The organism is Streptomyces sp. Ncost-T10-10d, from assembly GCF_900091955.1.
Taxonomy (GTDB): domain Bacteria; phylum Actinomycetota; class Actinomycetes; order Streptomycetales; family Streptomycetaceae; genus Streptomyces.
In genome coordinates, this window is record NZ_FMDF01000080.1 from 1 (window position 1) to 23,715 (window position 23,715).

Consider the following 23,715-nt stretch of genomic DNA (forward strand, 5'->3'; position numbering starts at 1 on the left):
CTACCAGAACCGCCGCGGCGACTACATCTGGAGCAATTATTGCGACAAGGCCACCCTCCGCGACGACCGGGGTCGCACCGTCGACACCAAGTCCTGGGGCCGTGACCACGACCACCGCAACAACGACCACCGCAACAACGACCACGGGCGTCGCCGTTGACCTGACCCCCGCCCGCCACTGACCGCGGGCCCTTTCGGATCTGCTGCGTGCCGCCACCCCCGCCCCCGGGGTGGCGGCACGTTACTCGTGCGGTCACCAGGCTTCCCCGCGGGCTGAGGCGTGCCGGGGCGGCGCGGGCTGGACGCGCAGAGGGGTCCTGGTCCGGGAGGGGCACCCTCGCATTGGATGCGTTTCGCACCCAATCGGACGCGCCAGGGTGACAAGGCTGTACCGGTGCTCGTTGGAGGGGAAGATCAAGCCAGTGGCGCAATCGAAATGCGCGCAGGCGGCTTCCGACGTACGACCGGAGAACGTTATGACCGCTGCACATGCCCGCCATCCCGACCACACGCATCAGCACAGTGAGGGCTGCGGCCACGTCGCTGTCCCGCATGAGGACCACGTGGACTACGCGCACGACGGTCATTTCCACCGCGTTCACGACGGGCATGTGGACGAGTGCGAGCCGAGCGGGCACACCGTTCACGGCGACCACGCGCACCAGCATGGCGACGGGTGCGGGCACGTTGCGGTGCCGCATGGAGATCACGTGGACTACGTGCACGACGGTCACCGGCACGCCGGCCATGACGGGCACTGGGACGACCACTGACACACTTGCACAAGGCGGGTGTTCCCTGAACGGCTGAGGGGACGCCCGTCATTCGTGCTCGGTGGCGAACGGGCCGCCGGGGTCGAAGATCAAGGGCGGCGAAGGTTCGCCGATGAGGCGGTGTGCGGCCGCGCACGGGTGGAGCTGGCCGGGCAGCGGTAGCGATCGGCGAAGTCCGCGTCCCCGTAGAGGTCGCGGCCGTAGGAGCACCGTGGTGATGGGTGTGGCAATTCAGTCCGTCGCCCGGGACCCCGTGGGGGCGCCGGGGGTGTCGTCGAGCCAGTCGTTCATGGTCGCAGTCTGCTGGTCTGATGCATGGTCCGCCCAATGATCTCCAGTCACCCTTCTCCTGGTCGGCGGCCGACGGTCGCCGACCGTCAGGCGATCACCGGGATCATCCACCGGCTCAGCACCGACGGCCGGTGATGCAAACCGGTGCCGCGCACCGCTGCTTTGGTCGGGCCGGCGCGGTCAGGTAGACGAAACGGAACTGGCGGGGAAATGAGCAGAAAGCGAACAGCCCCAGGGTGCCGCCGATTGCCCTGTGTGCGACGAGTTCCTGTCGGTGCTGCAGGGCGAGAACGCGGTAAAGATTCGAACGGTAGTCGCATCTAATTCCTGGCAGAATTCACCCCGAGGTTGGGAGATGGTTTTCTGTGAAACAATATCCATCCATGCTGATATGGAGGTCAGTAATCCGCACTATTTCCGGATCTCTCGGAACAGGTTTTCTCCGAAGGATCTGTGGGAGTTTCATGGCGCGACCTGAAAACAGGGCGCCTCCGATCCCTCGAAGGGAAATTGATGAAACTCCGTACCTTCCCGTCGCTCGCCGTCGCGACCGCGCTGCTCGCGGTCGGCGGAACGCTGGCGGGCACCGCTCAGGCCTCCACGTCCGCGCCGGCTGCGGTCCGCCACGCCCAGGTCTCCGGTGCGCGTCCCACTTCCGACACGCTGATCCACCCGAGGGCGACGCTGCACAAGAACCACGCCTGGACCTCGGGCAACGGCCGGGCCATCCTGCGGGTGCAGCAGGACGGGAACTTCGTCCTCTACAAGGACAACCGGCCGGTGTGGCAGGCACCCGGCGCCTACCCCAACGGCGACCATGCGGTCATGCAGGAGGACGGGAACTTCGTCCTGTACGACCGTGGCGGCCACCCGCTCTGGGCCTCCGGTACCTGGCGCAAGGGTGCGTACCTCGCCGTCCAGGACGACGGCAACGTAGTGGTCTACAACGCGGACAGGCGCCCGGTCTGGGCCACCAACACCGGGGACTGACTCCTCGGGCGGCGTCGTTCAGGGACCCTGTAGGGACCTGTAGTGACCCTCCACTGCATCAGGCCTGTTTGCTCCGCAGGTCTGATGCCTCCTTCTCCGGTGCCTCTGCGGTCTCGGTCCCCATTCGCCAGGGCGCGAAAGATGCTGCATGTCACGCTGATGCGCTTGTCCGGTCCACCGTGCACCCTGCACTCTTCCATCAACTGATTCAGCGAAGCGCCTGCTCTGGATAAAGATGAGCTGCGGCGCCTTTCCACTGGACCACAGCGGGGTTGTCGAGGATCCGCTCCGGGTCTGCCAAGCCGGCGTCGGCGAGGAACGTGATGAGGTCGTGATCGCTGTGTGCGAGTCCGAGTCTTTCGTCGCGCCTGTTGACGTGCACGGTCACGGGCCGGGCGCCGGACGGGGTGGGTGCGTGGATGGTGATCGGTGGTGTTGCCATGACTCCAGGGTGGCCTGGAGTGACGGCTGGCGCATCTGGCCGGCCCGGATGCGGAGGTGCGGGTCTGGCATGAGGATGGAGACGCCGGCGGTGGCCCGGTCGCCCCTGGCCTGTCTCCCTAACTGGCTGGCCGGGCCGCCTGCCGGCATCTGGGTCTTCACGGACCTTCGCATGACGCAGTGTGAACTGCGCCGTCTCATCGGCGAAAGCATCGTGGGCGCTGGCCGCGTCTGACGAAGTTGAAGACAGCGGTGAAGAGGCGGGCGCATGCAAGCCGAAGAACACCTGATGCATCCGGACGTGCCGCCTGCCGCTGTGCGACGGTCGCGACCTGCTGCCGGACCCCGGTCCAGGGAATCGACGAGCCGTATCACCCCTGTGTCGGAGACGGGGCGGATCAGGCAATAGATAGGACGCAAGTTCGATTGTGGAATATCCGTCATGGGACCGGGCCCCCGCCGCTCGACGGGGGCCCGGGGCCTGTGACTACTCGTCGTCGGTGATCAGCGGATCCTTCGGGCCGGACTTTCCGGGAATGCGCTTCTGGGCGTCGTCTGCGGCTTCCTTCGCCCGGCCCTTGACCTGCTCTGCCTTCCCTTCGGCTTCCTTGCGTCGGTTGCCAGTCATCTTGCCCATGGCTTCCTTCGCCTTGCCTGTGAGTTTGTCCTTGCTGCTTCCGTGAGCCATCACGACTCCTCGCGTGGACGAATTCTCTCCCTTCCCAAGCTAGGACACCTCAAGTCAGGTCGCCTTGTGTGAGACGCAGTGAGAGGGAGGATGCACCTGGCACACCGGCCTCGACCTTGCCGCACCCCGTTGGCGGGGTGAGCCACAGGTGTCCTGTGCGATAGAAGCTTGAGCGTTGCCGCTGAAGATCGAAGACCGTGCCAGCGGCATTGAACTGCTGGGACCTGCCGGGGCTGCTGCCGATTATCAAACGCCGGAATCTCTACCCAGGGTGGTGGCCCGCCCGCCAGGTCGACGGGCATCTGATGGGCGCGGAGAATGAGGGAGGAGCAGGAGCAGGGCAGCCTTTGGGCAGCCCGCGGCTAGGGTGTCGGCGTGGTGGTGGCGACCCGCCGACAAGGTGGCGATGATGCCTACGTGGCGATTGCGGGACTTCCGTGACGACGATCTGGACCGTGCAATCCAGATATGGGATCAGGACCGGCAGGACGACGATATGCCGCCCGTGTTCCCCGTCTCCGAGGCCATGACCTCAGCCCGGACCGGCGGGACCGTAGTAGTTGCGGTGGTCGGCGAGGACCTGGTGGGCATGGCAGTGGCGCAGGCCCAGGGCGAGCGGGCCTGGATCACGCTGGTGGCGCTCGCAAGGATGTGGCGTAACCGTGGACTCGGGAGCGCCCTGATCGCGGAGATCGAGAGGCGTCTGCGTGTACAGGGGGTGCGCCGGATCGGTGCGTTGCTCGCTCCAGGGGCCACCGGAGCCACGGCGCTGGAAAACTCCGGCTACCGTACTCGCGAAGGGTTGACCTTCTACGAGAAGGTCGAGCATCTCGGGGCGAGTGATGCAGGTCTGCTCGCGGAGCTCGGCGGAAGGGTGCTACCGCAGGGGCTCTGGGGTGCCCTCGCGGGCATGGAACGCGAGAGAGAAGCCATCGAGCGGCGGATAGTGCTGCCGCTGGCCGAGCCCGTGTTGGCCGACCGATACGGAGTGACGCCGCCGAAAGCCGTCATCCTCTTCGGTCCGCCGGGCACCGGAAAGACCAGCTTTGCCAAGGCGGTCGCCTCCCGGCTGGCCTGGCCGTTCGTGGAACTCTTTCCCTCCCGGCTCACGGAGGGTGCCACCGGCGGTCTGGCCGCCTCACTGCGGGACACATTCGCCGAACTGGCGGAGTTGGAGTCCGTTCTGCTGTTCATCGACGAGGTCGAGGAGATCGCCGGTGTCCGGTCCGGTCAGGCCGTCGATCCCGGCCATGGAGTCACCAATGAACTGCTCAAGCTGATCCCTGGCTTCCGCGACCACGACAACCGCCTGCTGATCTGCGCCACCAACTCCGTCCGCTCCCTCGATCCGGCGTTCCTGCGCCCCGGCCGGTTCGACTACGTCATTCCGGTCGGTCCTCCCGATCCGAAAGCACGGGCGGCGATCTGGCAGCGCTACCTAGGCCCCGCCGCCAACGACATCGAGCTGCACCGACTGGTGTCGGCCAGTGAGATGTTCACACCCGCCGACATCGAGTTCGCCGCTCGCAAAGGCTCCCACGCCGCATTCGAACGCGAAGTCACCGACCGCCAAGGCGCGCCGGCCAGCACCGAGGACTACCTTGCTGCCATCGCCGATACCCGCCCCACGCTCACCGACCAGGCTCTCACCGAGTTCAGGGAAGACATCGAGCACCACGCGCGCATGTGACGCGGGGTGTTCCCGGCCCACTGCGCTGCGCAGTTTGCGCGATCACGAAGGCTCCGCTTCGACGAAGGCAATGGGGATTCGAGAAACACCACTTGTCACAATCATTCAGAGGCTGGCGGTGGCCCTGACAACTACACCTTGCCGTGCTGTCGCGTTCGCACTCCTGCTCAGTCCTTACGAGCGGGATTTCTGGTGGCCGCGGCCGACCTTTTTCTCACCCGAGCCCGGTCGAGGGACCACGCGCCCAGACCCACCAGTACGGCCGCCCCGGCTCCGTACACCGGCAGCCACAGGGTCGTAGTGGCTGACAGGCAGTCGGCAACAGCATCATGGATCTGGATCTCCTGCGCGTGAGCCAGGGCGGCACTGTCGCGACCAACCAGGCTCGCCGGCGCGGCCTCCGTGCGGAGGCCTTCGTACCTGCCGATCTCAGGGCACCCGCTACGAGTGCCGGGCATCGGAAACAGCCATGTCCAGCGTTGCAGGGCGGGGGCCAGTGTGATCGCTACGCACAGGCCGACAACCAGCGAATACGCGGCCAGATTCCGCATGTACGTGGATCCGAGGCCCGGGATCCACGTCGGCAGTCGGTAAAAGGAAAAAATCAACGCGAGAAGCGTCACTCCGATGTACGTGGAGAACCATTGCCAGGAACCCTGCGCGAGTGCGGCCGTTGACACGGCGGCGAGCGCAATGCCGAGGACCCCGGCTGACCGGGAGTGCCATGGCCCGCGCCAATGGATGATGATTGCCGGGCTTCTTGAGAGTTGAGGTCTTCCACGGTCTCTCCTGCATGGTTCGGAGGCCATCAGCATCCGGGCGCACTTCGTGGCGGCACTGGTGTCCGGTGGCGGCGGTGCGTCGCCGGACGGCTTCGGCTTCCTCAGCGCGACCCGTCTCGTGCAGCAGAAGTCCGAGGTGTTTCACGGCAACCGGGGGTCCGGTCGGCGGCGCATCGGTAGTAGGTCTCGGCTCGCCTTCCCAGCAGGGCCGGACCCGCGGCTGTCGTGGGACCGGCCCTGCTGTGCTCCTCAGGCCCGCGGCGGGCCGAGGTATCCGTCCGTGGCGTCAGCCCGCCATCGGCAGGATCCTCCGTGACGGCACCGAGTTCAGTTCGTCCACGGCCACCGCCTCCCCGCTGTCCGCGTCGACATAACTGACACGGACGATCGGGTCGCCACCGCTGTCGCGGCCGGCCGTGGCGTCGAGTGCGAACACCACCGCGACCGGGCGCGCGTTCTCCCGGTCCCCGTACACACCCGAGTACTGGAGAATGCGCCAGCCGTCGTCCTCCCAGTGGTCCAGCAAGGCAGACCGGACCACCGGTGCGGCGGCCTGCCAGGCAAGGGAGTTCTCCAGGAGTTCGACGCTCGCCGCGACCGGCACCTGGTCGGTGGCGGTGCCGAGGAGCGGGTGCCCGAAGACACGCAGCCTCGTCCGGCGCAGTGGCAGCAGCCACCACCGGTCGAGGTCGGCCGAGAGGGCGACCAGAACCGCCGCCGCCCCGGCCAGGAAGACCAGGGCACCGGCAGGCCGCTCGGACACCGCCGGCCACCAGGTGTCCTGTGCCACCGCCACCGTGACCCCGCCGACGAGCACGACCGCCGCCCGCGCGAACGCCCGCCAGGTGATGGGGGTGTTCTCACGTGCCGAGCAGCCGCAGGATGATTCCGGTGCCATGGCCCGGCCGTAGCCGAGGTAGGCGAGGAAGCCCGCCCCGAGGACCGCGGCGGCGGCCCCCGGCACCGGGTTCGCCGGGACCACCAGCAGACCTGCAGCGATGAGGAGTTCACCTGCGCCGGTCGCGCGCAGCACCGTCGTGGCCCGCTCACTGCTGCGCAGCATGCGGGCCAGCGCCGTCTTCGGCGCCTGCTGTGCGGTGCCCCGGCTGAACATCTTGACCGCTCCGGTCCACCCGAGCAGGCTCGCGAGGACCAGCGGGGCGAGGCTCGTTGTCAGTGACAGCATCTCTTCCTCTCTCTGTGTCCTTGGGCCTGCATCAGTGCCCGACGGAGATGCGGACGACGTCCACGGAGTTGTCTGACGGCCGCCAGGCACCGAGCACCTGGGCGCTCTGCCCGATGCGCAGCCGGGACAGGTCGGACGTCAGCGCGCGGCCCGCGTAGGAGGCGCTGGCGTCCGGGGCGACGTGACCGACCAGTTCGTGCTGCCCATGGGCGAGGTGCAGCCGGTTCTTCGCGATGCCGCGGATCTGCGTGTCCAGATTCACGATGTTCACCCACACCGCGTCGGCGGCCACGGTGCCATCGGGCATCTTGACGCCCCGTGCGTAGAGCCCGTCGCCGACCTCGATCACTTCGGCCGTGGTGGCGCGCACTTTCCACACGCTGGTGACGTTGGTCATCTGGACCCGGGAGTGGCCGCCATTGGATCCGGCCACTTCCAGGATGCTGCCGGTGATGCCCGTGATGCGGCCCTCCACGAAGGTGGACCTGGCTATCGCGGGGTCGAGCGAGGGTTCCGCGGCGAAAGCGGCCTCGGCGTCGAGGCCGCCGAGCGCGGTCGCGCCGATGATGGTCGCACCGCCGAGGGCGGCATTGGTGAGGAAGCGCCTGCGGCGCATCCCGTCGGCCCGGTCGTGTCGTACGGTCATCTCGGTCCTCCTCACTCGTAGATGTAGACCGGGAGCTTGCCCGAGCTCAGGTTGCCGATCGCCGAGAAGGCGGCCGGGGTCAGGTCGAGGACCCGGTTGGTGCGACAGGTGCCGTTGCAGCAAGTCGCCTCGCCGCACCAGTCCTTGGTGCGCGGGCCGCAGTCGGTGATCGTGATGCAGACCGTAGCGCCCGAGCACTGGTGCTTGACGTTCATCACCGCGCCGCAGCCGCGTCTGGGGATGTTCTCGCCGCAGAGGTCGGGCCGGGTGATGTTCCAGCATGCCTGTGAGGCGTTGGGCCACGCGCCGTGGTGTGCGCTGGACTGGCAGTTGCCGCAGGCGCCGCCGCCGGCACTGGAGCATGGACCCCAGGCGTTGCCGCAGCAGAACCAGCTGGTTTCACCGGCCCACAGGCTGGTTGATCCGCAAGCCATCGTGTTGCCCCTCCTAGGAAATGACAAGTGCATGACAAGTACTGGACCGGCCGTCGACAGGCACATCTGAAGCGCGGACGTCCGTGGTGCGGCCGGGGATGATTGTGCGAACTGAGCAACCCAATGATGCGCGTAGACAAGCGGCTTGCATAGACGGCCTCGTTCCGTATGGCCGAGGGCCTCGCCCCGCGTCGATCGATGGGAGCGAACCTGTCCGCGCAGCGCGCCGGTACTCAATCTCCTGGTTCTGCACGACGACCCAGGTGGTCGGCGAACCACTCTCTCGCCAGGTCCGCCACCGTTCCGAGAGCACCGGGCTCCTCGAAGAGGTGAGTGGCGCCGGGGACCACGGCCAGTCGGCTCTCGCAGCGCAGCAATGCCTGGGCCTGGCGGTTGAGGTCCAGCACCATCTCGTCATCGCCTCCGACGATGAGCAGCGTGGGCGCGGTCACCGTCGGCAGGCGGGGCCCGGCCAGATCGGGCCTGCCGCCGCGCGAGACGACCGCCACGGCAGGGGAGTCCGGCTCCGCAGCCGCCCACAACGCGGCGGCTGCGCCGGTACTGGCGCCGAAGTAGCCGACCGCGAGGCGATAGGTGTCGGACCGGTCGAGCAGCCAGCGCGTGGCGTCGGTCAAGCGCCGGGCCAGCAAAGCGGTGTCGAAGACGTGGGCGCGGTCCAGTTCTTCCTCCGCCGTGAGTAGGTCGAACAGCAGCGTGGCCAGGCCGGCCTTGTTCAGCGAGGTCGAGACGAACCGGTTGCGCGGGCTGTGCCGGCTGCTGCCGCTGCCGTGGGCGAACACGACGATGCCCGCGGCTCCTTCGGGGACAGACAACTGCCCGTGGAGCCGGACTGGTCCGGCGTGCACGATGACTTCCGGATCCGCGGCCACCATCGCCGCTCCTCCCACGGTTGCTGCGTCTACGTGCTGTTGCTCGCTGACCTCAAGAAGGTGGGCCCTTTTGCCGGCGATGCCCGAAAATTGCGGGAAGGTAATGCGTCATCCTTGCGCTCGGCTTTCGACCGGACTTCTCGCCGACCCCGCACCTACCCTCCACGCTACTCGCGTTCCGCCGAGGCGCGGGAACCTGCCTGGTCGGAGCATGCTCGAAGGTCCGGTGAGTCCGTGTGCTGCTGCCGAACCGCGCGGGAGTGCGGAGGAGCCGCTCTTGCGGACAACGGCCGAGCGCACCTCACCGACCAGGCTCTTCGGGAAGCTGCGTCCCTCTCTCGCGTTCCGTACCGGCTCAGCCCTTGACGACGCCCAGCGGCACCAGACGGGCGACCGGCCGGGCGAGTCCGGCGCCCTCGGTGACGGCGGCGACCGCGTCGACGTCCTTGTACGCCTCCGGCGCCTCCTCGGCGAGACCACGCCACGAGGAGGGGCGCACGGCGATGCCCCGGGCCTCCAGCTCGCCGCGAAGCTGCTCCCCACGGACCACGCGCAGCGCGTGGTGGCGGCTCCAGACCCGGCCGGCACCGTGGCAGGCGGAGTGGAAGGCGTCGTTACCGGGCAGGCCGACCATCACGTACGAGGCAGTGCCCATCGTCCCGGGTACCAGTACCGGCTGGCCCGCCCGGACGAGGTCCTCCGGCAGGCTCGGGTCGCCGGGCGGCAGCGCCCGCGTCGCGCCCTTGCGGTGGACGCACAGTGGACGTGCCACACCGTCCACTGTGTGGGTCTCGAGCTTGGCGGTGTTGTGCGAGATGTCGTAGACCAGCTCCAGACCGACTCCCGCGGCCGTCGTGAAGGCGTGACGGGCGGCTTCGGAGAGCAGCTGGCGGTTGGCACGGCCGTAGTTGGCGGCCGCCGCCATCGCCCCCAGGTAGGCGCGGCCCCGGGGCGAGTCGACCGGGGTGCAGGCCAGCTGCCGGTCCGGGACCTGGATGCGGTGCCGGTGCAGTTCCTGGTCCATCACGCGGACGTGGTCGGTGCACACCTGGTGCCCCAGGCCGCGCGAGCCGCAGTGGATCATGACGCACACCTGGCCCACCCGCAGCCCGAAGGCCGCTGCGGTGGCTGTGTCGTAGATTTGATCGACCACCTGGACCTCGAGGAAGTGGTTGCCCGAGCCGAGGCTTCCCACCTGGTGGAGGCCGCGCTCGACGGCGCGTTTGCTCACCTGCCCCGGGGCCGCGCCGTCCAGTACGCCGTAGTCTTCGCAGCGGGCGAGGTCGCGCGGCACACCGTGCCCGTGCTCGACCGCGTACCGAGCGCCGCCGACCAGGAGCTCGTCCATCTCCCCGGCCCCCGACAGCTTCCACAGGCCACCACGCCCCATGCCGCGCGGGATGGTGCTGTCGAGGATGTCCATCAGCCGCCGCATCCGGTCGTGGCCGAGCGACTCGCGGTCGATGTCGGCGGCCAGCAGCCGTACGCCGCAGGAGATGTCGAACCCCACGCCGCCGGGCGATATGACCCCGCCATGGGAAATGTCGGTGGCGGCCACCCCGCCGATCGGGAAGCCGTAGCCCCAGTGGACGTCGGGCATGGCGAAGGAGGCACGGACGATGCCGGGCAGCGTCGCCACATTCGCCACCTGCTCCATCGCTTTGTCCCCGGCCGCCTGCGGCAGCAGCGCCCGCGAGGCGAATACCACCCCGGGTACGCGCATCGGCTCCCGCTGCTCGATACGGAAGCGGTACGGGCTCTTCTCCACGAGTGAGATGTCCACGTCCCTCACCTCCAGTCGACCGTCAGCCGTCCGGTCCGGTCGGAGACGGTGGTGTCGAACTCGGCGCAGGCGGTGATGAGCCGCTCGCGGATCCACTCCCGGTCCTCGCCGCGCGCCAGACGGGTGTGGCAGTAGTCCAGGGCCAGCGGTATCGCCGCCACCCGGACGGGAACCAGGTGCGCGGCATCCGGGCCGTCCAAGGTCACCAGGAAGAGGAGCCCCAGGTCGTTGCGCAGGACCGGATCGACGGCGTAGTCGTCGACGAAGTCGCCCAGGTCGTAGAGGATCCGGTCGGCGATCCCGTGGAAGACATGGGCGGAGTGCCCGGCGACCAGCGTCGCTCCCGCCGCCAGCAGCTCCGGGGCCGCGGCCGAGATGTGGCGCGGCGGCCGGGAGGTCATGTTGGGGCCCCAGTGCGGAGTGACCAGCACGACATCCGCCGCCGCAGCGGCCCGGCCCACCGACTCCGTCAGCCAGCCGGGCACCCCCGCGTGGAGATCGGCCCAGGCCGCACCGGGACTGTCCTCGCCGGCCGCGTATTCCCGCGGGTGATCCGTGACGCCCACCACCGCAAGCCGCACACCGCCCGCCTCCAGCACCGCGAACTCCCGTGCCGCGCGTACGTTCGCTCCGGCGCCGACCGCGTGGACGCCCGCCCCGGCCAGCAGGGTTCGGGTGTCGGCCATGGCGTCGAACCCGTAGTCCAGGGCGTGGTTGTTGGCGAGCGTCACACAGCTCACCCCCAGTTCGGCGAGCACCTTCGCGGCAGCGGAGGGAGCGCGGAAGAAGAATGCCTTTCGCGGGTCGGGCCATCGCTGCCCACGGTCGGAGACACAGCACTCCAGGTTGAGCACGAACAGGTCCGCCTCCGCGAGTGCCTTTCTGACCCCCGTGGAGACCAGCGTCCCCGGCACCGGCGAGCGGCGCAGCTCCTCGGCGACGCTGCGTCCGAGCATGGTGTCGCCTGCCAGTGCCACCGTGAGCGCCATGATTCCGTCCCTTTCCCTCCTGCACTCAGACGTCGAGGGTCACCCGGCAGGTCCAGCCGCCGGGGCCGCCGCGCAGCTGCAGGTCGTGCAGCGAAACGGCCTTGGGTACCGCACCGACCGGCACGGCGGTGCGGACGTCTGCCATCCGGAAGTAGACCGACAGTTCCCGGCTGCCGCCCGCCGACCGGATCGGCCCCACCTTCACATCGAGCGGGATCTCACCGTCGGCATCCATCCGGTAGACGACCTCCTCCAGGACGGACACCAGCAGATCCGCGTCGGACTCCGCCGTGACCACGCATTCGCGTTCACCGACGACTGCGGCCCCGGACGTGTCGGCGAAGCCCTCCAGCACCGCGCGCACCGCCTCTCCGATGCACCCCTCGGCCGTGGGTGCCCATGCCTCCACCCGCATGTCCGCGGTGTGTGGCACAGCCCGGTGTCCACTTGCGTCGGGCTGCTTCCTCGCAGGTTCCCGACCGTCCACGGTCGGCGCCTCTCCGTCGCCTTTCGGATGCGCAGCCCGATGCCGGGGTTTCCGAGCCGCAGGCCATGCCCCCTCCAGAGTCGTCCCGTACACCGCTCCAGGGCAACCTGCACGAGGCGCGACCACCCGTCGGCGGTGCACGCACATCCCCGCCTCATTCACCTTGGGTCATTAACAGGTGGCGTACGGTAGTTGTCTCGCGGTCCTTGTGAAGAGTGCACGCATGCGACGCCGAGGGGCGCGCGGGCGGGCCGAAGCCGAATCGTCTTCCGGTACGCGCCGAATCGTTCCATCTGCAGAATCCGTGAGTACCCGCGGGCCTTCGACCTGCGGTGTGCGGAGCGGTGGGTGAGCGCTGTCCTGGGAACAGCCCGTCGCCGGATCTGAGAGACCGGCACGGACAGGCGCGTCGCGCCCGCAGGCGCCGGTGGGGATCCGTACCCGGGCCGCCTGCGCATGGGCGGTGCCACGGGCCGGTCGTTGCTGAAGGCGACGCTGTGCGGGCCGGTCTGTGCCGGGCCGTCGAACCGTGACAGTCGATCAGCTGTCGGGCTGATCACGCACACGGATCGCCAGGCTGCCCCTGGGTGACGCAGCCTTCGCCGCCAACGCCGTGTCCGGCGGAACCTCTCCCACGATGCCACTTCGAAGCGACACCGAACTCCCCGACGCGAAACGACCTCTGGTCCAGTCACCTGACGATGTGACTGGACCAGAGGTCTCTCTTCATTTCGGATTCGCCAACAGTGTCGACCCACAGCCGTCCCGCGGCGCAGCTGTCGACCCAGACCGTGTCCGCCATGGTCGAACGCTCTGAGGGACGGGGGCGCTCAGCCCATGGCGTCGGCCGTCTGCGGGCTGTGAGCGAGCCGGTCCTGCAGGAGATCCTTGCAGTAAGGGAGGGTGCCGGTCTGGACAACGTACCGGGCCGAGATCCATGTCTGCTCGTCACGCAGCAGGTACCAGACGTTGTTGTCGGCGACATTCTGCGCACGCACCTTGCATCGCAGGCCCACTTGATCGGCGTACTGAAGGATGCCCAGCACCGACGAGTCGGTGCTGGGGTACTGACGCTCGTTCACCCCGTTCTGACTGATCACCGTGGCGTAGGGCTCCGCGGGAACAGAAGCCTGAGCGGGAGCCGCAGCGGCCAGCAGCGGAGCACCGAGCACGATGACTGCGGCAGCGCCCGAGCCCACAGCGATGCGACGAGCGTGCCTCTCCAAGACTTTCGACATGACCTTTCCTCTCGCTCATTTCCTGACCTTGGATCTCATCCGATCATTCCTCGGGTCATACGCCCTGCACCCTGTGCTGTGGCAGCGCCTTGATCGCCCGAAAAGACGATGGCAATCAGGCGAGTGGGCCCCTGCTTCGGGATCACGGCCGGGCTCTGAGCCGTACAGGTCTGGGCGGCGGGCGACATCCGCTGTTGTGGGTAAGCAAGGAGCGACCGGAGAACCGCCATTGGCCTCCGGGCACGCTCCGAGCACTCGGGGTCCCACGGCCGCACATACAGACCGTTCAGGGCACGGCTGCGGCGGTCACTGCCTGCAGCGCGAGTTCCCGGCTTCTGCGGACGTGCAGGAGCGTGATCGCACCCGCGGCATCGGCGTCTCCCGCGGCGATGCGTTCGTACATTTCTCTGTGCTGCGCGCGCATGGGGGTGGGTTCAGTGTTCAGGCCGAACAGCAGGCGCAGTTGTCCGTTCAGTCGCTGCATGAGTTGGGTCAGCAACGGGTTGTCCGCCAGGGCCACGATCCGGTCGTGGAAGGCAGTGCCGGCGTTGTTCTCCCGTGTTCGTTCTCCTGCGGCGGCTGCGGCCTCCGCTTGCTCCAGTGCGGCCTGCAGGCCCTCGAGGGCGGAGGACTCCTCGGGGGCGGCGAGGGCCACGCGATGGGCTGCGAGGCGTGATGCCTGGATGGCCAGTGGTTCCCACACGTCGTACAGGTGCACCACATCGGAGCGTTCCAGCCGCCGTACCCGCACGCCGCTGTGCGGCAGCAGGTCCAGCAGGCCCTCTTCCACCAGCGCCCGCAGTGCCTCGCGCACCGGCACGCGTGACATCTGGAGGTCCTGGGCGATCTCGCGTTCCACCACGCGGGCTCCCTGGGCGTAGCTGCCGTCGATGATGCGTTCTCTGATCGCCTGGCGCGCGAGCTCGCTCAATGGCGTGCGTGGCGTCGGGGCCGACGGCTGTCCTCCGTCTCCCTTCCAGTCGGTGCTTGCCGTCACGTGTGCTGTCCTTCCTGTGCCCTTACTGGCCTGTCCCGGTGCTCCGTGAGCCATTGAAGTCTCGCGGGGCACCGGGCATCCCGTCACCTTATGCGTGCGGCGAGGTGACGGGCGCCGGGGTGGGAGGGCGCTGTCAGACCAGTTCGCCGTCGCGGGCCACCACCCGGCCCCCGTGCACCACCATGTCGCGAGCAGGCATGTCGACCACGACCTGTGGCAGGCATTCGGCGCGCATCAGGACGAAGTCGGCCGGGGAGCCCGAAGAGAGGTCGGCCCGGGGCAACCGCATGACGTCAGCGCCACCGTGCGCGACGGCTTCGTAACAAGCTGCCAGTTCCTTGTCGAGGCGCACGTCTGTGATCCAGCCGAGCAGGTGTGCCCGGTGGAGCATGTCCGCGTCGCCGAAGGGGCTCCAGGAGTCGCGTACCCCGTCCGAGCCGAGTCCGACCCGCACGCCGTGCTCGCGCAGCTTCGCGATCGGCAGGACGAGTGACTCGCTGGGCGCCACGGTGGTCAGGGAGATGTCCAGGTTGCCCAGGTCTTCGGCCGTCTTGGCCAGTTCGGTGTCGGAGAGGCCGGGCAGACAGAAGACGTGGCTGACGGTCACCTTGCCCTGCAGGGACAGCGCCCGGGTGCGGGCGATGATGCCGCGCAGCACCGTCAGGCCCGTCTCGCCCCGGTCGTGCAGATGGATGTCCACGCCGACGCCGTAACGATCTGCGAGGCCGAAGACCAGGTCAAGCTGCTCGTCCATGGCCTGGTCGAAGCTGATCGGGTCGATGCCGCCGATCACGTCCACGATTCCGTTGCGGGCCGCCTCCTTGAGCAGTGCCGCGGTGCCGGGAGCGCGAACGACGCCGTGCTGCGGAAAGGCCACGATCTGCACATCGAGTGCGTGCTTGAGCCGTTCGCGTGCCTGCGCGACCCCCTCCACACTGGTCAGGCCGTAGGCCGGAGCGATGTCGGCGTGGGCGCGCATGGCTCTCGTCCCGCGGGTCACGGCGTGCGCCATGAGCCCGTACGCCCGCTCGGCCACCGGCCGAGTCTGACTGCGGAACAGTTCTGCGTCCTGGGCGACGAAGTCGGCGATGGTGCTCGCCGGTTTGCGTGAGACCCAGGAGCCACCCCACGTCGTCTTGTCGGGGTGGATGTGCGCGTCGACAAGGGCCGGCAGGGCGATGCGACCGCCGCCCTCGACTACCTTGGCGCCCCTGGGGGCCCGGTCGTGTGTGATACGGCCGTCGACGACCGTGAGATCCACCGGGTTCGGCGCGCCCAGCGGTCGTACACCACGGAAGACCACCGCATTGCGCGGCTGGTTTCGGGAGTCGGCCCGCGTCTGCGGCGCTCCCGCGGACATGGCGATGCCGGTGCCCGCCAAGGAGGCGGCGCCGGCGAGGACACCGCGCCGGGACAGCGGAGAGGGAGGGGGCGTCATGAGGACTCCTTCGGCTCGGGAAGAGACAACAGGGACAGGTGCTGTAACGGGCCGTCGATGACGGCTCGTTACAGCAGGGACAGGGTCTTCACTCGCGGAAACAAGGAAGAGACACGGCTAGAGCGTCAAGCCCGCGCGGACCACGTGCAGTGGCGTCTTCAGCACGGACACATCGGCGAGCGGGTCGCCGTCCACCACGATCAGGTCTCCCGCGAAGCCGCGGGCGAGACGGCCCACCGTCTGCTGCAGGCCGAGGAGCAGAGCGGCCTGGGTCGTGGCCGTACGGATTGCATCGAGCGCCGAAAGACCCGCCGCATGCATCAACTCCACTTCGCGGCCGATGGGCTTGATCTGGCCACCGGACGAGTCCGTGCCCGCCACCAGCGGAACCCCCATCAGATGTGCCGCTCTCACCGCTTCCTTCAGGACCGGCACATACATACGTCCGCGTTCGGCGAGCACGGGGTTCGACGATTCGGCGAGTCCGGCGATCGCGCTCAACGTCGGTGTGAAGCAGGTGCCTCGGCGCCGCATGTCATGCAGCGTGCGCTCACTCACGAACACTCCGTGCTCCAGGGATCGGATGCCCGCTCGGACCGCATCATCGCAGCCGCGCTCGCTGTAGCTGTGGCACAGCACGCCCTTGCCGCCGCGCCGCGCCGCCGACACGACCTCGGAGAGCTGCTCGTACGAGTAGACCTGCGCCAGCGGGTCCTGCTCCGGCATGCCTGCACGTTCGTTGACCCGCGTCTTGATCACGTCGGCGCCGCGGGCGAGGTTCACCTCGACGACCCGGCGCAGCGCCTCGGCCGAACGGACGCCGTCCTTCAGGCGCGCCAGCGGAGTGAGGTCCGGATCGGCCAGGACGGTGTCGCCCAGGTCAGGGGTGACGAAGACGCCCGCGGCTCGCAGTCGCGGCGCCAGGTCAGGGGCCTGGCGGGCCAACTCCCGTACAGCGATGTCCTGATAGAAGTTCGTGAAACCGCTGCGCGCGCTGGTGGCGCCGTTGCGGACCGCTTCATGGGCCTCGGCAGCGGTGTTCAGGTGGATGTGCGCGTCCACGAGACCGGGCAGCACCCAGCGGCCGTGCGCGTCCAGGCTCCGTGCGTCGTCCGGAATCTCGACCTTCGCCCGTGCCCCGGCTGCTCGCACTACTCCGGAGCTGATGACGACGACGGCGTCCTCGGTGACGTGACCGGTTGCCGGGTCGAGCAGAGTGCCGCCCTCCACGACCAGGTCACCTGAGCCTGCAGCCGTTCTCCCCGGAGTTCTTCCATGGGCCGCCGCCATGGACGGCGCTGCCGACAGGGCTGCTGCCGTGCCCGCGAGGGCGGCGGCCCCGGCCAGCACACCGCGGCGAGTGACCCGGCTGGGCGGCGGCGGGGCGGATTCGACACACATGACGGGCTCCTCGGTATTCGATGTACAACCCGGACTCGGTTTGTATACCAAGCTGAGAGGGGAGGCAAGATCTCTCGCGTTCTCACGTGCGATATGGCATGAATGATGCGAATTGTTTGCGACTGTCACATCTCTTGGTATACGAAAATTGGCAGTGAGCCCTTGTAGATGTCGCAGGCCGGGGCGAGGTCGCGGACCGGGGCGAGCCGCTCCGGGAGGCCCTCATCGGGGCTGCTGCCGAGGTGCCCGGCCGGCGATGTTGCACTTGTTGGTGATCAAGGTCTTCATGCCTGACCAAACATTTGACGCCTTCGCGGAACCGCCATGCGTCCGGTAGCCGAAATCGGTGTGCGGGGCGGCGATCGCGGTCCGATCCGGACGGCGCCCGTGAGGCGCTCCGCACGGGGAACCCCTCCGTCCTTCCGGGCCTGAGGAATGTCAGTGGCTCGACGCCAAGACGAGTTGTACGACCTGCAAAACCTCGACATCCCGGCATTCGCGCCTTGCTGACCTGCGGGTGCGCTGCATGCAGAGACCAACAGCGCGCTGCCGGTGCCCGCAGCCGTCCGGATCGGATTCCTGGCAAGCGGGCCCGACCTTCCCGACACCGCACCGATGAAGCCCTGGACCGCGAACGTGGCGGCCCGGGAACCGAGATCCACCTCGTTGGAGAGGGGAGGTGCCGCCCGCTGCCGTTGCTCATCACGCCGGGACAGCGGGGCGACGTGCCTCGGATGCTCTCGGTCCTGGACCGCATTCGTGTGCCCGCCCCGGCGGCGGCCGTCCCCGCACTCGGCCTCACCATCTTGACGACAGGGCGTACTTCTTCCGTCGCAATCGTCGTTGTCTGCGGCGCCGGGAGACCAAGCACGCGACCCCCGAGCCGATGCCTCAGCAGGCCAACCGCCGACGCCGGGGAAGCAACGGCGGCCGGCCCACCGGCTTGAGCAATTGTTCAAGCGTTGTGGTTTTCGGGTAATGCATGCTGGCGGCGGTATCTCGGGGTGCTCGAAGAGGCCCCTTCTCAAGCCCCCGTTATGCTCAACGTATGAGAGGGCCTTACCCGGTTGAACCGCCGGACGCGTTCGTCACGGGGCGAGATGATCGCTGGTGCGGGCGGTTCCGGTTGCGGTTTCCGCAGGTGTCGCCGTGGCCTGACCGGCATCGGACATTCGCTCGAGTGCGCCCCGGGTGGCGGTCCCTGGTCGAGGAGACACTCTCGGTAGTGACCGCCGAGGTGCCTGGGCAGGTCTGGCCCGTCCATCTGCTCAACCAGGGGGTCCACGGGAGAGGATGGGAGTTCGATCTGGGCCCGCCGGAGGCGGACTACCTCTGCTGGGAGATGCTGTCGGACGTCTGCTACATCGATATTCGCAACCTCCACCGGCTCATCGACCTGCTGGCCCCAGCTGTGGAGGACGCACATTTCTTCGTCTACTCGATGGGCGATGGGCTCGACCGGTGGGCCGACGAAGTGCGCATCTGCGACGGGCGTAGCAGCCTTGCCAGGTGGACCGTCGTGGGCGAGGCCTGGGCTGATTTTCCTACGCTGTGCGCGGAGCTCGCCGGCAATCGCGCTGGGGACAAGGCCTTCGGTCGCTTCGTCACCTTCCTGAGCGATCGGTGAGCCCAGCCACGAATCCGATCACACTGCAGTGCTCTCCATGCGTTCGATGGGGACGCCGTTCTCGAACCTGGCGCCGGAGCGGACGAGCGCGACGAGGTGGGTTCCGGTGACCGCGCGCCAGCGGGTTTGGGCGGACTCGACGAGCCGGACTGTACGCTGCGGGCGATCTGAGACCAACTGACCAGAAGGCACGATGACGCGCATCCCCAGACCCTCGCCTGAAGCGATACTTGCCGCGTTTCCCGAACTCGCTCCGTACGCGCGCGACGCAGTCGTGCTGCACCCCGAGCGCGGGAAGCCAGAGGCCGGCAGCAGCTCGATCGGCGGCACGCTGCTTTGGCCGAGCGACGAGGCGTGGCCCGAGTGCTCCTTGCCCGACGAAGGTAGCCCTGCAGGCTCACCTGCCACACCCATGGTGCCGGTCGCCCAGATCTACCGGCGTGACATGCCTGGACCGTGGTGGCCCGCAGGTCCCGACCTTTTGCAGATCCTTTGGTGCCCCAATGAACACTGGGATCCTCCGGCCCAGCAGGCCGACGGCTGCCCCGTGCTGGAGGTGCGTTGGCGTCAGGCCGCCGATGTGAAAAGTCGGTTGACGACCCGGCCGTTGCCCTTGCGGTGCGACGAGGACGGATACCTGCCCCAGGCGTGCTCCGTCACCGCTGAGTACCTGACCGACTTCCCCTTCCGAGACGAACTGCCCCCAGAGCTCCGGCCGCGGCTGGAGGAACTGGTCCGTGAGACCGGCGACGGCGGCGATGTCATTACCCGTCTCGCGGGCTGGAAACTGGGTGGCTGGCCAACCTGGCACCTGTCGCACCCCACCGTGTATCGATGCGGTGAGTGCGGCACGGGCATGATGCTGCTGTTCACCGTGGCCAGCGACGACAGGACCGGGGTTGTCGTCGGCAGATGGGGCGACCTGCGAATCTTCACCTGCCCCGTCGACCACCGGCACGCTTTTCAGGCAGACCTGCACTGACTCGGACTCATCACACACGCCACGACCCATCGGACACGCTTGAACCGAGCACTCGGTACGAGAGCTCGGCTCCCTCCATCGCCCCGAACCGTCAAGGGCACGGACGAGACCGCGCATCGGCAACGTATGGGTCATCGGTGAGAAGAACTCGCAGCCGACCACCCTGCAATCGCGCTCCCCGCCCCGGTCCCCCACCGTGCCCGCGCAGCTCGGTAGAGCACCTCGAGCTCGTCGGGCAGCGCAATACCGAGGCGTGCTTCCGCGACGGCGATCGTTGCGCGGCTCCCCGTATCTGCCGCTGAGCATCCTTTGGAGCTCGCGGAGATCCGTCTCGTCCGACGGTGCCAGACACATGTGTCCTGCCGGATGGCCGGCTTCACCGCACTGGAGATCACCTGTCTGAGGCCAGACCAGATGGTGGACGGCTGCCAGGAGTTCTTCCTGTTCACTCATGGAAGGCATTGAAGCGGATGCGACTGACATCGACGTCGGCAGGCGACAGAACGGGTTCTGGAACGGGGTTCCGAAGGGCGTCTCACGCCGTGCTGGCCTCGGTGCGGGCCGCGGATATCCCTCGCGTCTCCGTGCGCAGCCTGTGGCGGGTCCGGTAGCGGACGCCGGTTGACGGGACCTCCGTAGGTGCCCTTGTAGGCGTTGAGGCCTCCGCCGCGGACCGGGTCGAGGGACAGGCAGTGCTCGGCCGACGGGTTGCAGAGGCGGACACCCATCAGGACGGTGTCGGCAGGTGTTTCGGCCCACCTCACGTGGCTCCCGAGCCGGCCGCAGCGGGCAGCGGCCTGACTTCCGGTATCAATACTCCAGTGCACTCTCTGTACATGACCTTGCACGTGCCTCTGCGCTTGAGCGAGTACGCGGACGGCTTGGGTGCATCGGATCGAGAGACGCTCCTGCGTACACTCCGGTGTGCGAGTGTTCGAAGTCCCGAGGTGAAAGGAAGGTTCGGTGCTGTCCGGCGACCGTGATGAAACCGGGCAGTTCTTTCGGCTCGGCCGGCGCGGCACACAGTGCCTGCTGGTGCGGCTGCACCCCCGGTTCCCACGGGTGCGTAGTACGGCTCCTCGCTTGCAGGGGCCGGGACCGTCCCGGGAACTGCGCTGTCGGCCCTGCTCGTAGTGTCGTGAGTGAGGCCTCGCATCTGCCGGACCATTGCAACCCACAGGTCGTCGGGCGTTGGCGCTGCGCGTTTGGGCGATCACATACCCAGGGCGAAGGCAGTGCCGGCCTCGTGGCCCGTAGCTCTGTGGTGGACTGAGACGGATCGCATGATTGGGGGGCCGCTCCGCCCACTGGTGCCACATCGGAATCTACATCGAGTCGGTGCGCCTGGCCCGTCAGCGAGCAGGACTCCCAGACCGGTCCTGTGCTCCGGGGGTGGCGCACGGTTACGACTCTCTTTTCTCGCGTGGCCGGCTGTGCACCGTCCGAGGTCACGACCAGGTCAGAGCCCTACGCGGGCCGATGGCGGGGGTTGGTGCGACGCTGGGAGGGGGCGGAAGCCGGCATCGAGTGCGGCGGTGTCATTCAGCCTCGTGACGACTCCGGTCCAGCGCTCCGTTGAGCCCGGTTGTCGAACCAGCCGGAGAGCACTTGGCGGCCGGGGCTTTGAGGCGTCTTGTGAACCGCGGGAGGACAGCCCATGAAATACACATCGGGAAGCAGAGTGACCAAGGCCTCGTCCGTGTTGCTCACGGCGAGTGCCCTGGCTGGAAGCCTGCTGGCAGGTACCGGTTCCGGGGCATCGGCAGATGGGGCCGCCCTTGGACGGGTTTCGGTTGCCGCATGCACGAATACCCAACTCGTCGCCAACAGCGCGCAGCGGATGGAGCCCAGCCAGGTTCGGATCAGCGTCATCAACCAGGGTCCGAATCCGTGCGTGTTGAGTGGCTTTCCCACCGTGGCTCTAGCAGGTCAGGGCTCGCCGGACAGGAACAAACCCCTCAATGTCGTCCGGCAGGGCAAGCTGGGGCCAGTGCAACTGGCGGTCGGCGGCCGGGCCTCTGCACAACTCTCCTTTACGCCGGTTCTTGGTGAGGCGGGCGGGTATTGCGCCTCCGGCGCCGCGCCTTCCGTCGCGCCTTCGATCGTGGTGGGCGTCGCGGGTGGGAGGCAGCAGTTGGCGCCGGATGACGGTGGCGACTTCGCGCTCTGCGGCAGCACTGTCCGTGCTACTGCCTTCCGCGCCGCCGGTTCCTGACGGTCGGAGGGTGTCGTATGGGTCACCACGCTCGGCCCGGGAGGTGCCCAGCGCTACTCCACGCCTCGCCACACCGATCCCGCAGGCTTTCAGCGTGGCCTTCCCGCCGGAGCAGGGAACCGGCTTCGGAGCTGACCCGCCCGTCCGAGGACGGGCGGGTCACACGCTGTGTACCGCACTCGTATCCACCAGCTTGAGCCGGCTGGCTGCTCACTGGGCTTTCAACCGCCATGGTGAGCCCGGGCGGGATGCCCCGGCCGTACGTTGCGGGTGCAGCGATGGCTTTCTGAGGTGTGCTGGGTCTACACGTACACGGGCTGCGAAGCCTTCGGAACGCCAAGGAGATGTGACGAGCACTGTGCTGATGCACAAGTCGTGTCGGTGGACGGCTTACGCGTTTGATCAATTATTGAACGTGTTCAGTAGTGTGCGTGGAGTGGCGGCGAAGTGTCCCGGGGCGAGTGGAAGTTCTGCGCGACAGGGGTGGGTCGGGGGTTGAGATGGCACAACTGTTGGGCAGGCGTGCGGCCAACGGGTCGGGGTCTGCGCCGTCATCGGTATCGATGGCTGTGCTGTGTGTGGTCATTGCCGCGTTGGCGCTGGCGTGGACCGGGCGGTTCGGCAGTCTCCCGGCGGCAGTTGTGTTGTTCCCCGTCACGCTGGCGGTCGGGCTGCCGGTGCTGTGGGGCGTGAGTGTGCTGCTGACCGCCGCATACATCCTGCCGACTGTGGCCCTGGGTCATTGGTTCGGGCGGCTCGCAGGCCACGGGAGACGATGGTGGTGGGTGGCGGCCGGCACAGCACTGGGGTTGCTGCCCGCAGCCGGTCTGCCCACGATGGCCCGAATGCTGCACGTCGGGTTCCGCGACTGGCGGCAACTCGCCATGGACGGACTACTGTTCGCGGGTGCGCTTTGGGCCGCTTCGACGCCTGCCTCCATTGCCGTTCACCTGACCGTGCTGCGTGAAGACGCAGGACGCCCGGTCCGGCCGGTCGGCCACATCCTCCTCCGGGGGGACCCTGGCGTTGTCGATCGAACTCACCGCGTGTGGCTTTATCGAGCAGTGGTGACGTCACTTATCGATGGGTTTGGGAGGCGCCCAGAACCACGGTTGGGTGATGTTGATGAGTTTGGGAGGCACGGGGGCTCTTGCCAGGGCAGCATCGGGATGCTCTTGGTGAAAGGTGCTGGTCATGCCGCAGATGTCGAAGGTCGAGCTGTATCCGGCGTGACCATCGCGACGGCATGTCGATACGGGAGCTTGAGCGCAGGCACGGCGTGACGTGGCGGACGGTACGCAAGGCGTTGGACGCACGGTCGCGTCCCTCCCGTTCGCCTACGAGATTCTGCACGCAGTCGGGGGCCTGAAGGACGCACCGCCAACCCTGCGACAAGCTCGCGCACCGGGCCAGCTCACTCCCGCTGAGCTGGTCGATCGTGACCAGATCGCCCACCGCGAGATTCACGACGTTCTGGTGCACTATGTCGCCGAGCGGGCGACGGTCCTCGACTACGGCTCCTCGGTCAACCAGGCCCACATGCTCGCCGGGTTGTTCTGGGCCGACCTGGAACGACACCATCCCGGGATCTCCTCCCTCCACCTGCCTGACGGCGTTGCCCAGGAGTGGAAACAACGGGTCCGTCTCCTGCCCGACGGCCGCCCTCGCCGCAACAGCCACAACGTGCTGCTGGCCGTCCGCTCCTGCTACCTGGACCTGCTGCAGTGGTCACTGGAGGACCCGGCTC

At 68.0% G+C, this 23,715-nt stretch carries 20 protein-coding genes and 3 pseudogenes; 9 read left to right on the top strand and 14 right to left on the bottom strand.

Annotated features, from left to right (window positions below):
• Positions 1-476 precede the first annotated feature (476 nt).
• Positions 477-773, top strand: coding sequence for a hypothetical protein (locus tag GA0115254_RS12115; protein WP_093895285.1), 297 nt, complete (start codon positions 477-479; stop codon positions 771-773).
• 804 nt (positions 774-1,577) lie between these two features.
• Entirely contained in the window at positions 1,578-2,054 is a 477-nt protein-coding gene (locus tag GA0115254_RS12120) for a hypothetical protein (protein ID WP_093895286.1), read from the top strand.
• A gap of 208 nt (positions 2,055-2,262) precedes the next feature.
• On the opposite strand, the gene GA0115254_RS12125 is transcribed toward GA0115254_RS12120, so the two are convergent.
• Both GA0115254_RS12125 and GA0115254_RS12130 read right to left on the bottom strand, forming a co-directional pair.
• Positions 2,263-2,496: a hypothetical protein gene (locus GA0115254_RS12125; RefSeq protein WP_093895287.1), complete on the bottom strand. Its 234-nt coding sequence runs from the start codon at positions 2,494-2,496 to the stop codon at positions 2,263-2,265.
• Between the two features lie 486 nt (positions 2,497-2,982).
• A complete protein-coding gene (locus GA0115254_RS12130; protein ID WP_093895288.1) occupies positions 2,983-3,183 on the bottom strand; it encodes a CsbD family protein in 201 nt (66 codons plus the stop codon).
• Between the two features lie 409 nt (positions 3,184-3,592).
• Here GA0115254_RS12130 and GA0115254_RS12135 point away from each other — a divergent pair, with 409 nt between their 5' ends.
• On the top strand, positions 3,593-4,873 hold the full coding sequence (locus GA0115254_RS12135) for an ATP-binding protein (protein WP_093895300.1): 1,281 nt from the start codon (positions 3,593-3,595) through the stop codon (positions 4,871-4,873).
• Positions 4,874-5,040: 167 nt separating this feature from the next.
• Here GA0115254_RS12135 and GA0115254_RS12140 read toward each other — a convergent pair whose 3' ends face one another.
• From GA0115254_RS12140 to GA0115254_RS12195, 12 genes and pseudogenes are all read right to left on the bottom strand, one after another.
• Positions 5,041-5,553, bottom strand: a complete 513-nt coding sequence (locus GA0115254_RS12140) for a hypothetical protein (protein WP_256102518.1) — start codon at positions 5,551-5,553, stop codon at positions 5,041-5,043.
• 388 nt (positions 5,554-5,941) lie between these two features.
• Complete coding sequence (locus GA0115254_RS12145) at positions 5,942-6,841, bottom strand: MauE/DoxX family redox-associated membrane protein (RefSeq protein WP_093895289.1); 900 nt, start codon at positions 6,839-6,841, stop codon at positions 5,942-5,944.
• A gap of 31 nt (positions 6,842-6,872) precedes the next feature.
• Positions 6,873-7,487 (bottom strand): cell wall protein, encoded by a 615-nt coding sequence (locus GA0115254_RS12150; RefSeq protein ID WP_093895290.1) that lies wholly within the window; start codon positions 7,485-7,487, stop codon positions 6,873-6,875.
• An 11-nt stretch (positions 7,488-7,498) separates the two neighbouring features.
• A complete protein-coding gene (locus tag GA0115254_RS12155) occupies positions 7,499-7,921 on the bottom strand; it encodes an RlpA-like double-psi beta-barrel domain-containing protein (RefSeq protein ID WP_030926101.1) in 423 nt (140 codons plus the stop codon).
• Positions 7,922-8,154: 233 nt separating this feature from the next.
• Positions 8,155-8,811: pseudogene (locus GA0115254_RS12160) on the bottom strand (dienelactone hydrolase family protein); the annotation flags it as partial.
• A gap of 355 nt (positions 8,812-9,166) precedes the next feature.
• Positions 9,167-10,594 carry an RtcB family protein gene (locus tag GA0115254_RS12165; protein ID WP_370740858.1) on the bottom strand — a complete coding sequence of 476 codons (1,428 nt, stop codon included), beginning with the start codon at positions 10,592-10,594 and terminating at the stop codon, positions 9,167-9,169.
• 5 nt (positions 10,595-10,599) lie between these two features.
• A complete protein-coding gene (locus tag GA0115254_RS12170) occupies positions 10,600-11,583 on the bottom strand; it encodes a CapA family protein (RefSeq protein WP_093895291.1) in 984 nt (327 codons plus the stop codon).
• 25 nt (positions 11,584-11,608) lie between these two features.
• Positions 11,609-12,016, bottom strand: coding sequence for an archease (locus GA0115254_RS12175; protein WP_256102519.1), 408 nt, complete (start codon positions 12,014-12,016; stop codon positions 11,609-11,611).
• Between the two features lie 884 nt (positions 12,017-12,900).
• Positions 12,901-13,308, bottom strand: coding sequence for an SH3 domain-containing protein (locus GA0115254_RS12180; RefSeq protein ID WP_093895293.1), 408 nt, complete (start codon positions 13,306-13,308; stop codon positions 12,901-12,903).
• Positions 13,309-13,594: 286 nt separating this feature from the next.
• Positions 13,595-14,305, bottom strand: a complete 711-nt coding sequence (locus tag GA0115254_RS12185; protein WP_256102520.1) for a GntR family transcriptional regulator — start codon at positions 14,303-14,305, stop codon at positions 13,595-13,597.
• Positions 14,306-14,438: 133 nt separating this feature from the next.
• Positions 14,439-15,743 carry an amidohydrolase family protein gene (locus tag GA0115254_RS12190; RefSeq protein WP_093895295.1) on the bottom strand — a complete coding sequence of 435 codons (1,305 nt, stop codon included), beginning with the start codon at positions 15,741-15,743 and terminating at the stop codon, positions 14,439-14,441.
• 117 nt (positions 15,744-15,860) lie between these two features.
• Entirely contained in the window at positions 15,861-17,144 is a 1,284-nt protein-coding gene (locus GA0115254_RS12195) for an amidohydrolase family protein (RefSeq protein ID WP_093895296.1), read from the bottom strand.
• A gap of 527 nt (positions 17,145-17,671) precedes the next feature.
• Between GA0115254_RS12195 and GA0115254_RS45900 the strand changes: the two are divergent.
• From GA0115254_RS45900 to GA0115254_RS44360, 6 genes and pseudogenes are all read left to right on the top strand, one after another.
• Positions 17,672-18,087: pseudogene (locus GA0115254_RS45900) on the top strand (IS5/IS1182 family transposase); the annotation flags it as partial.
• A 282-nt stretch (positions 18,088-18,369) separates the two neighbouring features.
• The gene (locus tag GA0115254_RS12200) at positions 18,370-18,771 is read left to right on the top strand and encodes a hypothetical protein (protein ID WP_093895297.1); all 402 of its coding nucleotides are present in this window, start codon (positions 18,370-18,372) and stop codon (positions 18,769-18,771) included.
• A 193-nt stretch (positions 18,772-18,964) separates the two neighbouring features.
• Positions 18,965-19,753 (top strand): YwqG family protein, encoded by a 789-nt coding sequence (locus tag GA0115254_RS12210; RefSeq protein ID WP_176740081.1) that lies wholly within the window; start codon positions 18,965-18,967, stop codon positions 19,751-19,753.
• Between the two features lie 1,657 nt (positions 19,754-21,410).
• The gene (locus tag GA0115254_RS12215) at positions 21,411-21,968 is read left to right on the top strand and encodes a DUF4232 domain-containing protein (RefSeq protein WP_093895299.1); all 558 of its coding nucleotides are present in this window, start codon (positions 21,411-21,413) and stop codon (positions 21,966-21,968) included.
• A gap of 563 nt (positions 21,969-22,531) precedes the next feature.
• Positions 22,532-23,251, top strand: coding sequence for a hypothetical protein (locus GA0115254_RS45210; protein WP_256102521.1), 720 nt, complete (start codon positions 22,532-22,534; stop codon positions 23,249-23,251).
• A gap of 1 nt (position 23,252) precedes the next feature.
• Positions 23,253-23,715, top strand: a pseudogene (locus tag GA0115254_RS44360) (site-specific integrase); the annotation flags it as partial.

Coding starts and splice junctions, on each gene's coding strand:
- GA0115254_RS12115 (WP_093895285.1), top strand. CDS start 477: ATGACCGCTGCACATGCCCGCCATCCCGACCACACGCATCAGCACAGT.
- GA0115254_RS12120 (WP_093895286.1), top strand. CDS start 1,578: ATGAAACTCCGTACCTTCCCGTCGCTCGCCGTCGCGACCGCGCTGCTC.
- GA0115254_RS12125 (WP_093895287.1), bottom strand. CDS start 2,496: ATGGCAACACCACCGATCACCATCCACGCACCCACCCCGTCCGGCGCC.
- GA0115254_RS12130 (WP_093895288.1), bottom strand. CDS start 3,183: ATGGCTCACGGAAGCAGCAAGGACAAACTCACAGGCAAGGCGAAGGAA.
- GA0115254_RS12135 (WP_093895300.1), top strand. CDS start 3,593: ATGCCTACGTGGCGATTGCGGGACTTCCGTGACGACGATCTGGACCGT.
- GA0115254_RS12145 (WP_093895289.1), bottom strand. CDS start 6,841: ATGCTGTCACTGACAACGAGCCTCGCCCCGCTGGTCCTCGCGAGCCTG.
- GA0115254_RS12150 (WP_093895290.1), bottom strand. CDS start 7,487: ATGACCGTACGACACGACCGGGCCGACGGGATGCGCCGCAGGCGCTTC.
- GA0115254_RS12155 (WP_030926101.1), bottom strand. CDS start 7,921: ATGGCTTGCGGATCAACCAGCCTGTGGGCCGGTGAAACCAGCTGGTTC.
- GA0115254_RS12170 (WP_093895291.1), bottom strand. CDS start 11,583: ATGGCGCTCACGGTGGCACTGGCAGGCGACACCATGCTCGGACGCAGC.
- GA0115254_RS12180 (WP_093895293.1), bottom strand. CDS start 13,308: ATGTCGAAAGTCTTGGAGAGGCACGCTCGTCGCATCGCTGTGGGCTCG.
- GA0115254_RS12190 (WP_093895295.1), bottom strand. CDS start 15,743: ATGACGCCCCCTCCCTCTCCGCTGTCCCGGCGCGGTGTCCTCGCCGGC.
- GA0115254_RS12195 (WP_093895296.1), bottom strand. CDS start 17,144: ATGTGTGTCGAATCCGCCCCGCCGCCGCCCAGCCGGGTCACTCGCCGC.
- GA0115254_RS12210 (WP_176740081.1), top strand. CDS start 18,965: ATGACGCGCATCCCCAGACCCTCGCCTGAAGCGATACTTGCCGCGTTT.
- GA0115254_RS12215 (WP_093895299.1), top strand. CDS start 21,411: ATGAAATACACATCGGGAAGCAGAGTGACCAAGGCCTCGTCCGTGTTG.
- GA0115254_RS45210 (WP_256102521.1), top strand. CDS start 22,532: ATGGCTGTGCTGTGTGTGGTCATTGCCGCGTTGGCGCTGGCGTGGACC.